14 protein-coding genes are annotated in these 12,956 nt (G+C 68.7%); 8 read left to right on the top strand and 6 right to left on the bottom strand.

The features are described 5' to 3' along the window. Positions 1-57: 57 nt before the first annotated feature. The 4 genes from PP359_RS13545 to ilvA are packed head-to-tail and all read left to right on the top strand — an operon-like array spanning position 58 to position 3,964. Complete coding sequence (locus tag PP359_RS13545; protein ID WP_005052555.1) at positions 58-624, top strand: LemA family protein; 567 nt, start codon at positions 58-60, stop codon at positions 622-624. Between the two features lie 13 nt (positions 625-637). Continuing rightward, entirely contained in the window at positions 638-1,525 is an 888-nt protein-coding gene (locus PP359_RS13540; protein ID WP_112931232.1) for a M48 family metalloprotease, read from the top strand. Between the two features lie 16 nt (positions 1,526-1,541). Next, the gene (locus tag PP359_RS13535) at positions 1,542-2,741 is read left to right on the top strand and encodes an AI-2E family transporter (protein ID WP_112931233.1); all 1,200 of its coding nucleotides are present in this window, start codon (positions 1,542-1,544) and stop codon (positions 2,739-2,741) included. Then, on the top strand, positions 2,738-3,964 hold the full coding sequence (gene ilvA / locus PP359_RS13530) for a threonine ammonia-lyase (protein ID WP_499250833.1): 1,227 nt from the start codon (positions 2,738-2,740) through the stop codon (positions 3,962-3,964). The genes PP359_RS13535 and ilvA overlap by 4 nt, the downstream gene beginning before the upstream one ends. Before the next feature lie 8 nt (positions 3,965-3,972). Here the strand turns inward: ilvA and greA are convergent, their stop codons facing one another. Then, positions 3,973-4,461 carry a transcription elongation factor GreA gene (greA, locus tag PP359_RS13525; protein ID WP_005052563.1) on the bottom strand — a complete coding sequence of 163 codons (489 nt, stop codon included), beginning with the start codon at positions 4,459-4,461 and terminating at the stop codon, positions 3,973-3,975. Positions 4,462-4,567: 106 nt separating this feature from the next. Continuing rightward, on the bottom strand, positions 4,568-4,975 hold the full coding sequence (locus tag PP359_RS13520) for a DUF4307 domain-containing protein (protein ID WP_499250832.1): 408 nt from the start codon (positions 4,973-4,975) through the stop codon (positions 4,568-4,570). A 63-nt stretch (positions 4,976-5,038) separates the two neighbouring features. On the opposite strand from PP359_RS13520, the gene PP359_RS13515 reads away from it, so the two are divergent. Further along, positions 5,039-5,353, top strand: coding sequence for a hypothetical protein (locus PP359_RS13515; RefSeq protein WP_036318412.1), 315 nt, complete (start codon positions 5,039-5,041; stop codon positions 5,351-5,353). A gap of 37 nt (positions 5,354-5,390) precedes the next feature. Here PP359_RS13515 and trhA read toward each other — a convergent pair whose 3' ends face one another. Continuing rightward, a complete protein-coding gene (trhA, locus tag PP359_RS13510) occupies positions 5,391-6,128 on the bottom strand; it encodes a PAQR family membrane homeostasis protein TrhA (RefSeq protein ID WP_499250831.1) in 738 nt (245 codons plus the stop codon). A gap of 88 nt (positions 6,129-6,216) precedes the next feature. Here trhA and PP359_RS13505 point away from each other — a divergent pair, with 88 nt between their 5' ends. The 3 genes from PP359_RS13505 to phoH2 all read left to right on the top strand — a co-directional run bounded on the left by PP359_RS13505 (position 6,217) and on the right by phoH2 (position 9,814). Next, a complete protein-coding gene (locus PP359_RS13505) occupies positions 6,217-7,002 on the top strand; it encodes an isoprenyl transferase (protein ID WP_005052573.1) in 786 nt (261 codons plus the stop codon). 47 nt (positions 7,003-7,049) lie between these two features. Then, a complete protein-coding gene (locus tag PP359_RS13500; RefSeq protein WP_499250830.1) occupies positions 7,050-8,294 on the top strand; it encodes an aminotransferase class V-fold PLP-dependent enzyme in 1,245 nt (414 codons plus the stop codon). A 164-nt stretch (positions 8,295-8,458) separates the two neighbouring features. Then, positions 8,459-9,814, top strand: a complete 1,356-nt coding sequence (gene phoH2, locus PP359_RS13495; RefSeq protein ID WP_039412305.1) for an RNA 5'-3' helicase PhoH2 — start codon at positions 8,459-8,461, stop codon at positions 9,812-9,814. 36 nt (positions 9,815-9,850) lie between these two features. Here the strand turns inward: phoH2 and PP359_RS13490 are convergent, their stop codons facing one another. From PP359_RS13490 to PP359_RS13480, 3 genes are read right to left on the bottom strand one after another with little or no spacing between them, the layout of a single operon-like run. Then, entirely contained in the window at positions 9,851-10,507 is a 657-nt protein-coding gene (locus tag PP359_RS13490) for a response regulator transcription factor (RefSeq protein WP_112931238.1), read from the bottom strand. Beyond that, on the bottom strand, positions 10,504-11,496 hold the full coding sequence (locus PP359_RS13485; RefSeq protein ID WP_499250829.1) for a sensor histidine kinase: 993 nt from the start codon (positions 11,494-11,496) through the stop codon (positions 10,504-10,506). The genes PP359_RS13490 and PP359_RS13485 overlap by 4 nt, the downstream gene beginning before the upstream one ends. Positions 11,497-11,531: 35 nt before the next feature. Next, on the bottom strand, positions 11,532-12,929 hold the full coding sequence (locus PP359_RS13480; RefSeq protein WP_039412314.1) for a class II fumarate hydratase: 1,398 nt from the start codon (positions 12,927-12,929) through the stop codon (positions 11,532-11,534). Between the last annotated feature and the right edge of the window lie 27 nt (positions 12,930-12,956).

The raw sequence follows: 12,956 nt of genomic DNA, 5'->3' as shown, positions 1-12,956 counted from the left end.
GGGCGGACGACGAGTGCGCTCGCGCCGATAGGATGAGCCTCAGTCGATGGGAGTCGTATGGAATGGCTGATCCCGGTCCTGATCGTCGTCGCTCTGGTGGTGATCGCCGGAATCTATCTCTGGGCGACGTACAACTCGTTGGTCGCACTCGGTGTGCGCGTCGACGAGGCGTGGAGCGATATCACGGTGCAGTTGAAACGGCGCGCTGATCTGCTGCCCAACCTCATCGAGACGGTCAAGGGCTATGCGGCGCACGAGAAGGCGGTCTTCGAGAACGTCACCCGTGCCCGTGCGGAGACCCTCACCGCCGGCTCGCCCGCCGAGGCCGGCGTGGCGGAGGGACACATGCAGCAGGCGCTGAAGTCGCTGTTCGCTGTCGCCGAGGCCTATCCGCAGCTGCAGGCGAGCCAGAACTTCCTCCAGCTGCAGCAGTCGATCGTCGACACCGAGGACAAGATCCAGGCGTCCCGTCGCTTCTACAACGGCGGCGTGCGTGAGCTGAACACGAAGATCAAGGTGTTCCCGAACAACATGTTCGCGCGCAACCTCGGCTTCCACGAGCGGGAGTTCTTCGAGGTCGTCGACGGCGCCGCCATCGCCGAACCGCCGCGCATCCAGTTCTGATCGGCCGCGCGGCATGTACTCCGCGATCGCCCGCAACAAGCGCAACACCTGGCTGATCCTGGCCGGCTTCATCGTGGTGCTGGGCCTCATCGGGCTGGCGGCGGGGTGGCTCGCGGGTAACAACTGGTGGATCTCGGCTTTCGTCCTCGTCGGTGCGGCCGGCTACGCGACCGTGCAGTATTTCGTCGCCGACCGCGAGGCCCTCGCCCTCTCGGGTGCTCAGGAGGTGACGCGCGAGGAGGCTCCGCGCTATTACCGGATCGTCGAGAACCTGTGTCTGACGACGGGCACCCCCATGCCGCGGCTCTATGTCGTCGAGGATGCCGCGCCCAACGCCTTCGCGACCGGACGCACGCCAGAGCGCGCGGCGATCACGGTGACGACGGGCCTGTTCGAGCTCATGACGGATCGTGAACTCGAGGGGGTGCTCGGGCATGAGCTCGGGCACATCCGCAACTACGACATCCGCGTCACGCTCGTGGTGTTCGGTCTCGTGGTCGCCGTGGGGCTCGTGGCGGACATCCTCTTGCGGATGGCTTTCTTCGGGGGCGGCCGGCGCGGCGGAAACAGCCAGTCCCAGCTCTTCTTCCTCATCTTCGGCCTGGTCGCCGCGATCGTGGCGCCCCTGCTGGCCGCGGTCGTCCAGGCGGCCATCTCGCGCCAGCGCGAGTACCTCGCCGATGCGACCAGTGCTCTCACCACCCGCGACCCCGACGGCCTGGCGTCTGCTCTTGCCAAGCTGGGGGAGTACGGCCGACCGCTCGCCAAGGCGAACACGTCGATGGCTCACCTCTGGATCAGCGACCCGCTTCGACCCGGTGCGATGGAGCGCCTGTTCGCCACGCATCCACCGATCCCGGATCGCATCGCCCGCCTGCAGGAAATGGGCGGACGGTTCTGAGTTCTAGACTGGCGGGATGAGCGGCACCGACGACAGACACGGCGCCGCGCCGCGCGGGTCGTTCCTCGACACTCTGCGCGAGCGCACGGTCGCCTCCGACATCGACCGCGGGCTTCCTCGGGGCCTCAGAGTCGCGACGGCGTATGCGTGGCGGTTCGTGGTCATCGCCATCGCGGCCGGCATCCTGATCTGGCTCGTCATCCAGCTGAAGCTCCTGGTGATCCCGCTCATGGTGGCGATCCTCGTCACCGCGCTGCTGTGGCCGGCCTTCACCTGGATGCTGGCGCGCGGGGTGCCGCGATGGCTCGCGATCGTCCTGGCCGTGCTCGGCACGGTTGCGGTGATCGGAGGGCTGCTGTGGCTGGCGATCTGGCAGATCACCCGTGAGTGGTCGAGCGTGCAGGTGCGCACCACGGAAGCGATCGGCCAGTTCCGTCAATACCTCATCGACGGGCCGCTCCACCTCACGGCGAAGCAGATCGACGATCTGCTGGTGCAGGCGGGCGGCTACCTGCAGCAGCAGGCGGAGGTGCTCTGGTCGGGGGCTCTGGCGGTCGGTTCCACCGTCGGCCACGTCGCCACCGGGGCGGTGCTGGCTCTGTTCATCCTGCTGTGCACCCTCGCCGACGGCGGTGGCATCTGGAGCTGGGTCGTGCGCCTGTTCCCGCGACGCGCGCGCAGCGAGGTCGACGGTGCCGGCCGCGCCGGCTGGCGCACCGTCGTCACGTATGCGCGCACGCAGTTGCTCGTTGCGACGATCGACGCCACCGGCATCGCGCTCGGCGCCTTCCTCCTCGGTGTTCCGCTCGCCATCCCGATCGGCGTGCTCGTGTTCCTCGGCGCGTTCGTGCCTTTCGTCGGCGCCATCGTCACCGGTGCGCTGGCGGTGTTCCTCGCCCTCGTCTACAACGGGCCCTGGATCGCGCTGTGGATGCTGGTGGTCGTCCTGGGCGTCCAACAGCTCGAGGGACACGTGCTGCAGCCGCTGCTGATGGGCTCGGCCGTCAAGGTCCACCCGCTGGCCGTCGTGCTCGTCGTCGCCGGCGGTGCCATGATCGCCGGCATCCCCGGTGCACTCTTCGCCGTCCCGCTGGCGGCGTTCATCAACGTCGTCGCCGTCTACCTCGGACGCCGCGCGAACGATCCCCTGGCCCCACCCGATCGGGCCGATCTCATCTGGAGCACCGTTCCCCGCAGTAGGAAGAAGCCCGCGTGACCCTCCCGACCCTGGCGGAGTTCGAGGACGCCGCCGCCGTCCTGCGCGACGTCATCGTGAAGACGCCGTTCGATGTCTCCGACCACCTCACGGAGGTGCTCGGGGCGCCCGTCTCCCTCAAGCTCGAGAACCTGCAGCGCACCGGCTCGTTCAAGATCCGCGGGGCCACGTACCGTCTGTCCCGTCTCAGCGCGCAGGAGCGCGCGCGCGGTGTGGTCGCCGCTTCTGCCGGCAACCACGCCCAGGGCGTCGCCTCGGCCGCGCAGAAGCTCGGCATCCCCGCCACGATCTTCATGCCGCTGGGTGTTCCGGTGCCCAAGCTGCTCGCGACCCGGGGCTACGGTGCCGAGGTCGTGCTGGAGGGGGCGACCGTCGAAACGCCCCTGCGGCTGGCGGCGGAGTTCGCTGAACGGACCGGCGCCGTCATGATCCACCCCTACGATCACCGCGACATCATCATCGGTCAGGGCACGCTGGGGCTGGAGCTGTGGGACGGCGTGCCCGACCTCGAGACCGTCGTCGTCGGAATCGGCGGCGGCGGGCTGCTCGCGGGCGTCGCCGCCGCCGTGAAGGCGCGGGCTGCCCTCGAGGGAAGACGCGTCCGCATCATCGGGGTACAGGCCGAGAATTCCGCGGCGTACCCGTCCTCGCTCGCCGCCGGCGTTCCGCTGACGGTCGCGACGACGCCGACCATCGCCGACGGCATCGCGGTCGCGCGTCCCGGAGATGCACCCTTCGAGGTGATCAGCGAGCTCGTCGACGCGGTCGTCACCGTGAGCGACGACGACATCGCCAGGGCCCTCCTGGTGCTGCTGGAGCGCGCGAAGCAGGTCGTTGAGCCCGCCGGTGCCGTGGGCGTGGCCGCCATTCTCGCGGGAAAGATCACCGCGAGCGGTCCGACTGCCGTCATCCTCTCCGGGGGCAACATCGACCCGTTGCTGCTGCAACGCGTCGTGGCGCACGGACTGGCGGCATCCGGTCGCTACATGACCCTGCAGATCCCGCTACCGGACCGGCCGGGCCAGCTGGCGCGCGTGTCCGAGCTGCTCGCCATCGCCGGGGCGAACGTCATCGAAGCGCTCCATACGCGCCACGGGCAGGGTCTGCAGATCAGCGAGGTGATCCTGCAGCTCAGCGTGGAGACCCGCGGCGAGGATCACCGGGCGCACGTCATCGCTGTTCTGGAGGAGGCGGGCTTCCGTCCCCGCGTCGCGCAGGACTGACGCGCGCGCTACTGACCGTTGTAGGTCTCGACCTTGACGATCTCCACCGAGATCTCGCGACCGTTCGGCGCGGTGTACGAGGTCTTCTCACCCTCGGCCAGGCCCAGGATCGCCGCACCCAGCGGCGAGGCCTCGCTGTAGACGTCGAGCTCGGAGCCGGCCGCGATCTCACGGCTGCCGAGCAAGAAGACCTCTTCGCCGCCGGCGACGATCGCGGTGACGACGGTTCCGCCCTTGACCGTGCCGTCGGACTCGGGCGCCTCGCCCACCACGGCGTCCTTCAGCAGCGCCTGCAGGGTGCGGATACGCGCCTCCTGCTTGCCCTGCTCGTCCTTGGCGGCGTGGTAACCGCCGTTCTCCTTGAGGTCACCTTCCTCACGAGCGGCTTCGATGCGCTTGGCGATCTCCTCGCGACCCGTCGTCGACAGGTGCTCGAGTTCGGCGGCGAGCCGGTCGTAGGCGTCCTGGGTGAGGAAGGTCTCCGTGTTCTCGGCCACGTCGTCTCCTTGTCGATGGGAATCGGTCGATATGGGTGTGCGGCCCCCGCCGTCGGCACTATGCCAAACGCCCCGGCAGCTGCCAGGGCGCATGTGTCGGATCAGCCTACGGGATCCAGCACGAGGGGACCAAACCGGTCGTCGCTGCGGCGGTCGTCGCGACACGCTCGCTGAACGTGCGGCTGTGAGCGTCGTCGGCCGGGTAGGAGACGACCTTCCATCCGACGATGCCGTGATCCTCGTCCTGGGCCTCCACCACACAACTGACCGCGCTGCCGCGCGTCAGCGTGAGCTGGAAATCGACCGTCACGCTGTGCGGCGCGTCGCTGAGATCGAACCCGGTGACATCGATGTCGACGGACTGCGCGGCCTGTGTGTAGGTGTTCCACCCGAAGTAGCCGATGAGAGCGAGTACGACCAGACCGCCGACGATCCATGCCGAGCGGCGACGACCTGCGCTCCGGACGCGGCCGTAGCGGTCGTCGAGCTCCTGCTGCGTGCGCATCGCGGTCATGACACTTCCCGAGGTTCTAGGCTGGACTTCCAGGCTAGGCGCTCCGCGCGGAACAGAGGAACGATGCACGCACTGACGATCGCGCTCACGGGAATCGCCGACCCGGCGATTCCGACTCCCACCATGACGGTCAACCCTGACGCCGTCACTCCGGGATTCGTGGGCTTCGTCGGCATCGCGGTCGTCGCGGTGGCTGTGATCTTCCTTCTCATCGACATGCTGCGGCGCATCCGTCGTGCCGGCTACCGCGCAGAGATCGCGGAGGAACTCGACGCGAAGACGGCAGCGGATGCCGAGGCCCGCGCCGACGCTCAGGCGGCGGCGGCCGTCGAGGCGAGCGACACCGACGACCAGGACATCGACCCCGCCTCACGCTGACGCCGGTGCCCCGTGGGTCCGACCGGTAGGCGCCGGCTCAGCCCGCGGCGCCCAGAGAGGGCACGAGCGGGTGCAGTGCGATCAGCAGACACGCCGTCCAGTGGCAGAGGAAAGCCAGCACGGTGCACACGTGGAAGATCTCGTGGAACCCGAAGTGGCCCGGCCACGGGTTCGGCTTCTTCAGCGCGTAGACGATCGCTCCGCCGGTGTACAGCAACCCGCCGACGATGACGAGGACCATCATCGCGAGGTTCGCCTGCAGCAGGTCGACGATGTACATCACCGCTGCCCACCCCAGCAGAAGGTAGAGCGCCACGTAGAGCCACCGCGGGGCGTTGATCCAGAAGACGCGGAACAGGATGCCGAGAATGGCGCCCGACCAGACCAGCACGAGCAGGAGGGTGCCCTTGTCGGGTGTCAGCGCCAGCACGGCGATCGGCGTGTAGGTGCCCGCGATCAGCAGCAGGATGTTGGCGTGGTCGATGCGCTTGAGCACCGCCTTGGTCGTCGGCCCCCAGTTGAACCGGTGATACAGCGCGGAGTTGCCGAACAGGAGGAGCGAGGTCACCATGAAGACGACCGCGGCCCACTTCGCGGCCGCACCCTGGGCGAAGACGATGAGCAGGACCCCGGCGGCCACGGCGACTGGGAATGTTCCGGCGTGGATCCAGCCGCGCCACGTGGGCTTCAGGTCGACCTGTGCACGGACGGAGCCGGCTTCGAGAAGCGGGAGCTGGGGCATGTCGGCGCCCTCGGCGGATGCGTGTCGGGTCACGGCACCGAGCCTACGCGCAGCCTCATGCCGTCTTCCGCACATATCCTGTGTGCGGTCGGGGCCGGGGCTCGCGCGGTAGCGTAGGAACGTGACACCCACCGGTTCGGGCGAGGGGCGTGGATTCCTCTATCGCCTCTACAGTTCGCGCCTGCGTCGCGAGTTGACCCCCGACACCGTTCCCCACCACGTCGCGATGATGATCGACGGCAATCGTCGCTGGGCGCGTCAGGCCGGCTTCACGACGGTCGCGCACGGACACCGTGCCGGAGCCGCGAAGATGCACGAGTTCCTGCGCTGGTGCGACGATCTCGGCATCCGTGTGGTGTCGCTCTACCTGCTGTCCACCGACAACCTCACCAAGCGCGACTCGCAGGAGCTCGCCGATCTCATCGAGATCATCGCCGAGCTCGCCGACGAACTCTCGCTCGAGCCCGGCTGGCGCGTGCAGCACGTGGGTCGTGCGGAGATGCTGCCGCCGGACCTGGCCCGCGTGTTACGGACGGCGGAGGAGCGGACGGCCGGAAACACGGGCCTGCACGTGAACCTCGCGGTCGGCTACGGCGGACGAAGCGAGATCGTCGACGCCGTTCGCAGCATCATCGCGCAGCACGACGAGCGCGGCGGCTCGCTCGAAGAGCTCGCCGCCAGCCTCACCCCGGAGCAGATCGGCGAGCACTTGTACACCGGAGGGCAAGCGGATCCCGACCTGGTGATCCGTACCTCGGGCGAACAGCGTCTCAGCGACTTCCTGCTCTGGCAGTCGGCGCATTCCGAGTTCTACTTCGTGGAGGCGCTCGGGCCGGATCTGCGCGAGGTCGACTTCCTCCGCGCCATCCGCGACTACGCCACGCGCGATCGTCGGTACGGCAGCTGACCGGAGCGGTCCGACCCGTAACGACGCGGCGTGGGACAATGGAGGACGTGAACGACCTGCAGCCCTACCTCGATACCTTCGACAGCGCAGCGGGGTATCTGGACTGGGCGGCGTTCGGGCCGCTCTCACCTGCCGTGCGAGCCGAGACCCTGGCCGATGCCGAGCTCCTCGGCAGCGGTCGACGCTCCGGAATCGATCTGGTCTCCGAGAGATCCGACGAGGCGCGCGGCCTCGTCGCACAGGTTCTGGGATGTTCCGTCGACGAGGTCGTGTTGCAGCCGTCGACGACCCACGGATTGCAGCACGCGATGCAGGGTCTTCGGGGCGTGCTCGTCGTGTCGGCTCAGGAGTTTCCCGCCCTGCGGGTGACGGCGCGCCGCGCTCAGGATGCTCGCGGCGTGCTCTCGGTTCGCGAGATCGATCCCTCCGGCGGGATCGTCACGGCGGATGCCGTGGCGGAGGCGCTCGATGACGAGGTGACGGCGGTCGCCGTCAGCCTGGTCGATTTCCGCACGGGAGCTGTCGCCGACCTGGCGGCGATCCGCGACCGGATCGGTGATCGGCTGCTCATCGTCGATGCCGTTCAGGGTTTCGCCGTCGTCGACGCCGACTGGGATGCCGCCGATGTCGTGTGCGGTAACGGGTACAAATGGCTTCGGGCCGGCCGGGGCACCGGCTTCGCGCGGTTCTCCGATCGGGCACGTGAGCACATCGAACCCGTACTCTCGGGGATCTCCGGTATGCAGGGTGACGCGAGCAGCGTGGGGGTTCCCGCGCCGCTGCCGACGGCCGCCGCCTATCAGGTCGCCCCGGCCGACCACCTCGCCGCCGGTCGCCTGGCGGCGGCGCTGCGCGAGGTGCTCGACGCGGGCATCCCGGACGTCGCCGCCGAACTGCGCTCGCGCGCACGGGCCGTGATGGATCTCGCAGATCGCTATGGGATTCCTGTCGTGACCCCGCGCGACCGGCACGCCGGCATCGTGGCCCTGCAGCCGGCGCCCCACGAGGCGGCGCCGTTGGCCGCCGCGCTCGCCAATCACGGCGTCACCGTCACTGCCCGCGGCGCCACGATCCGGGTCGCGCCCCACGTCGGAACGGGTGCGGACAGCTTCGTTCTGCTCGGCGACGCCTTCGCCGAGGTCGCCGCCGCGCGTGTCGTCGTCGAGCCCGCTCCCGCCGCCATCGCACTGCCGGAGCCCGGTTCTTCCGACGATCTTCCGGTCTCTCTCGAGGTCACCGCCGCCCCCGCGCAGGCTCTCGAGGCCTCGCCCGCCGACGACATCACACGTTAACGTCCCCGACACCGATCGGCGGCGTGTCGCGGATGGCGCGAGCGCATCGCGCGCCGTACGGTCATCACATCGGGCAAGGCGCCCGGTCGGGTCGGCCTCCACACGACTCGTGGCCACGGTCGACTCGAAACTGCCGGGTGCTCCACCCGGGGCGGGAGTGAGTTGTGACCACACGGGCTTCACTGCAGCAACGCCGGATCGATGAGAGTGTCGAGGAGGTCGCCGACACCGATCTGCGCACCTACGTCCTCGACACCTCTGTGCTCCTCAGCGATCCGCGCGCGTTCTTCCGGTTCGCGGAGCATTCCGTCATCGTCCCAGTGGTGGTGATCACCGAGCTCGAAGGCAAGCGGCACGACCCGGAGATCGGCTACTTCGCCCGGCAGGCTCTGCGTCACCTCGACGAACTGCGTGTCGAGCACGGGCGCCTGGACTTCGCCGTCCCCGTCGGGGACGGAGGAACGCTGCGCGTCGAGCTGACCAACACGGATCCCTCCGTTCTGCCCGCCGGCATGCGGCTCGGCGACAACGACACACGCATCCTCTCCGTCGCCATGCACCTCGCTTCCGATGGCCAGCGGGTCACGGTCGTCTCCAAGGACCTCCCCATGCGCGTCAAGGCGGCCTCTCTCGGCATCCACGCCGAGGAGTATCTCGCGGAGCAAGCCGTCGACAGTGGGTGGACGGGAATCGCCGACATCGCGATCTCCGGTGACGACATGAGCGACCTCTACGAGGCGGAGGTCGCGACCAGCGAGGAGGTGCACGGCCTCCCGGTGAACACGGGTCTCGTGATCCACTCGGAGCGCGGGTCGGCTCTCGGCCGCGTCACCGGAGACGGCGCGTTCCGCCTCGTCCGCGGCGACCGCGACGTGTTCGGACTCCACGGCCGCAGCGCTGAGCAGCGCATCGCGATCGACCTGCTGCTGGATCCCGAGGTCGGGATCGTGTCCCTCGGTGGGCGCGCCGGAACCGGCAAGTCGGCGCTCGCTCTCTGCGCGGGACTGGACGCTGTTCTCGAGCGTCAGCAGCAGAAGAAGATCATCGTCTTCCGCCCGCTGTTCGCTGTCGGAGGCCAGGAGCTGGGCTACCTGCCGGGCGATCAGTCCGAGAAGATGAATCCGTGGGGGCAGGCGGTCTTCGACACCCTCGGATCCGTGGTCTCCGGAAACGTCCTCGAGGAAGTCGTCGCGCGCGGGATGCTCGAGGTGCTCCCGCTGACCCACATCCGCGGGCGCTCCCTCCACGACGCCTTCGTGATCGTCGATGAGGCGCAGTCTCTCGAGCGCAACGTGCTGCTGACGGTGCTCAGCCGGATCGGGCAGAACTCGCGCGTCGTCCTCACCCACGACGTCGGCCAGCGCGACAACCTCCGTGTCGGCCGCCACGACGGCATCGCCTCGGTGATCGAAACGCTGAAGGGCCACAGCCTCTTCGGTCACGTGACGCTCATGCGCTCCGAGCGTTCGGCGATCGCCGCGCTGGTCACTGACCTGCTGGAGCAGGGCGAGCTGAGCTGACGCTCCCCGTTCGCACCGCGCCGTCCGCGGCGAGGCCTACTCCCAGCGATAGCCCTCGCCGCGGACGGTAGCGATGTGGTCGGCGCCGAGCTTCGCTCGCAGGTACCGCACGTAGACGTCCACGACGTTCGAACCCGGATCGAAGTCGAGGCCCCAGATACGGCTGAGCAGCGTCTCACGCGTGAGGACCTCGCCGGCGTGACGCAGGAACTGTTCGGCGAGTGCGAACTCGCGGGCGGAGAGGTCGACGTCGTGACCGGCCACGGAGCAGCGGCGCGCCAGCAGGTCGAGCGTCACATCTCCGCGGGAGAGCACCATCGTGATGGCTCCCGTGCGCTCCCGAAGACGCGAGCGCACGCGCGCCATGAGCTCCGCGAGCGAGAAGGGCTTCGGAACGTAGTCGCTCGCGCCGGCATCCAGCCCGTCCACGGCGTCGCGGGCCGAACTACGAGCGGTCAACATGATCACCGGGAGCGACTGCCCGTCGCCGCGCAGTCGCCGCAGAACCTCGAAACCGTCCATGCCGGGAAGGCCGACGTCGAGGATCACGAGATCGATGTCACCGCGCGAGGCACGTTCGAGACCGGCCGCGCCATCCTCGCAGGCGGTCGTCTCGTACCCTTCGGCGGACAGGGCGCGCGAGACCATCGAGACGATGTGCGGCTCGTCGTCGACGATGAGGATGCGGGTCATCCGGAGGCCTCCCGTTGTTGGACGACATCCCCCGCGCGCACCGGCGTGGGCAGCGTCGCCTGCGTACCGATGGGGATCTCGATGGTGAAAGTGGCACCGCCACCCGGAGTGTCGGCCACGGTGCAGTGACCGCCGTGCGCCTTGGCGATCGCGTCGACGATGGCGAGGCCCAGGCCCGATCCGCCGACCGACCGCTTGCCGGTGCCCCGGTCGAAGCGACGGAAGATGCGGTGGCGCACCGCGGGCGCGATTCCCGCGCCGTGATCGCGTACCCACAGCTGAGCACCGGAGGGATGCACGGCGCTGCCGATCTCGATCGCCGAGCCGGCGGGGGTGTACTTCGCCGCGTTGTCGGCCAACTGCAGCCACGCCTGCAGGAGGCGATCACGATCGCCGTGGATGATCCCTGCTGCGCGTTGCTCGACCCCCCAGTCGTGGTCCGCGATGACGGCGACCAGCTCCGCGACGCGTCGGGTCAGCGCGTCCAGATCGACATCTCCCATCGTGAAGCTGTCGCTTTCGACGGCGGCCAGCAGGTCGATGTCGCCGATCAAGCGCGTCATGCGATCGAGTTCGGCGATGCCGAGCGCACGCGTCGCCGCGACGTCGGAGGGGTCGGCGGCATCCATGAGCTCCAGGTGTCCGCGCACGATCGTGATCGGCGTCTTCAACTCGTGTCGCACGTCGTCCAGGAGCCGGCGCTGGGCGTCGAAGAGAGCATCGGGGCTCTCGAGGCCGTCAGGCAGCTCTGGCGTCTGGCGTCTCTCGTCCAGGAGCAGCCAGCCCACCAGTGCCGTCACCGCGAGTGTCAGAGCCGCTGCAGCGGCGAAGACGACGACCGAGACCCAGGTGGTCGGCGCGCCGGTCGCGGCGTGGACCGAGAGCAGCGCGACCGCCGTCAGTCCGAATCCCGCCGCGACCACGGCCAGGACGACGCCGAGCCCGCGTGCGCGCCTTGCCGCACGGGGAGGGCGGACGGCGCGATTCACCCTCTGATTATGAACCCGACAGGGGGAGCAGGCGATCAGCCGGGGTGCGTCATCGACAGAAGGTCGAGCTTCGTGTCGAGTTGCTCCTCGGTCAGCTCTCCTCTTTCGACGTAGCCGAGGTCGATCACAGCCTCGCGCACCGTGATGCCCTTGGCGACGGCGTGCTTGGCGATCTTCGCCGCCGCTTCGTAGCCGATGAGCTTGTTGAGCGGGGTCACGATCGACGGCGACATCCCGGCGAAGGCGGCGGCGCGCTCGAGGTTCGCTTCCAGACCGTCGACCGTCTTGTCGGCCAGCACGCGCATCGCGTTCGACAGCAGGCGGATCGACTCCAGCAGGGCCGTGCCCATGACCGGGATCGCGACGTTCAGCTCGAACGAGCCGGATGCGCCCGCCCAGGCCACCGTCGCGTCGTTGCCGATCACGCGCGCGCACACCATGAGGGTCGCCTCGGGGACGACCGGGTTCACCTTTCCGGGCATGATCGAGGACCCGGGCTGCAGGTCGGGGATGTGCAACTCGCCGAGGCCGGTGTTGGGGCCCGATCCCATCCATCGCAGGTCGTTGTTGATCTTCGTCAGCGAGACCGCGATCGTGCGCAGGGCGCCGGATGCCTCGACCAGGCCGTCGCGGTTGGCCTGCGCCTCGAAGTGGTCGTGCGCTTCGGTGATGGGAAGTTCGGTCTCCTCGGCCAGGAGCGCGATGACCTTCTGCGGGAAGCCGAGTGGTGTGTTGATGCCGGTGCCGACGGCCGTGCCGCCCAACGGCACCTCGCCCACGCGGGGAAGCACGGCACGCACCCGCTCGATGCCGAGGCGGATCTGGCGCGCATACCCCCCGAACTCCTGCCCGAGGGTCACGGGAGTCGCATCCATGAGGTGCGTGCGGCCCGACTTCACGGCGTCCTTCCACAGGAGCGCCTTCGCCTCCAGGGCGACAGCGAGGTGGTCGAGGGCGGGGATGAGGTCATCGATGAGCGCCTGTGTGACGGCGATGTGGACGGAGGTCGGGAAGACGTCGTTGGACGACTGCGATGCATTGACGTGATCGTTCGGATGCACCGGCGCGCCGAGCTTCTGAGTGGCGAGCGAGGCGAGTACCTCGTTCATGTTCATGTTCGACGAGGTGCCCGATCCCGTCTGGTATGTGTCCACGGGGAAGTGGGCGTCGTATCGACCGGTGATGACGTCGTCGGCGGCAGCCGCGATCGCATCGGCGATCGCGCCATCAAGGGTTCCGAGTTCCTTGTTGGCCAGCGCCGCGGCCTTCTTGATGCGCGCAAGCGCGGCGATCTGTGTCGACTCCAGCCCGGTGCCGGAGATCGGAAAATTCTCCACGGCGCGCTGGGTCTGTGCGGCGTAGAGAGCGTCCTTCGGCACGCGCACCTCGCCCATCGTGTCGTGTTCGATGCGGTACTCGGTGGTCTCGGTCATTGCGGTCACGTCCTCGTTTCCTCTGCG

The organism is Sphingomonas sp. BLCC-B65 (genome assembly GCF_028550675.1).
Taxonomy (GTDB): Bacteria; Actinomycetota; Actinomycetes; order Actinomycetales; family Microbacteriaceae; genus Microbacterium.
This window is presented reverse-complemented; position numbering and strand designations above follow the sequence as displayed.

Bases quoted from the DNA above. Each gene is read 5' to 3' on its own strand.
- PP359_RS13490 (WP_112931238.1), bottom strand. From the start codon at position 10,507: ATGACCCGCATCCTCATCGTCGACGACGAGCCGCACATCGTCTCGATG.
- PP359_RS13520 (WP_499250832.1), bottom strand. From the start codon at position 4,975: ATGACCGCGATGCGCACGCAGCAGGAGCTCGACGACCGCTACGGCCGC.
- PP359_RS13545 (WP_005052555.1), top strand. From the start codon at position 58: ATGGAATGGCTGATCCCGGTCCTGATCGTCGTCGCTCTGGTGGTGATC.
- PP359_RS13535 (WP_112931233.1), top strand. From the start codon at position 1,542: ATGAGCGGCACCGACGACAGACACGGCGCCGCGCCGCGCGGGTCGTTC.
- PP359_RS13540 (WP_112931232.1), top strand. From the start codon at position 638: ATGTACTCCGCGATCGCCCGCAACAAGCGCAACACCTGGCTGATCCTG.
- PP359_RS13515 (WP_036318412.1), top strand. From the start codon at position 5,039: ATGCACGCACTGACGATCGCGCTCACGGGAATCGCCGACCCGGCGATT.
- PP359_RS13480 (WP_039412314.1), bottom strand. From the start codon at position 12,929: ATGACCGAGACCACCGAGTACCGCATCGAACACGACACGATGGGCGAG.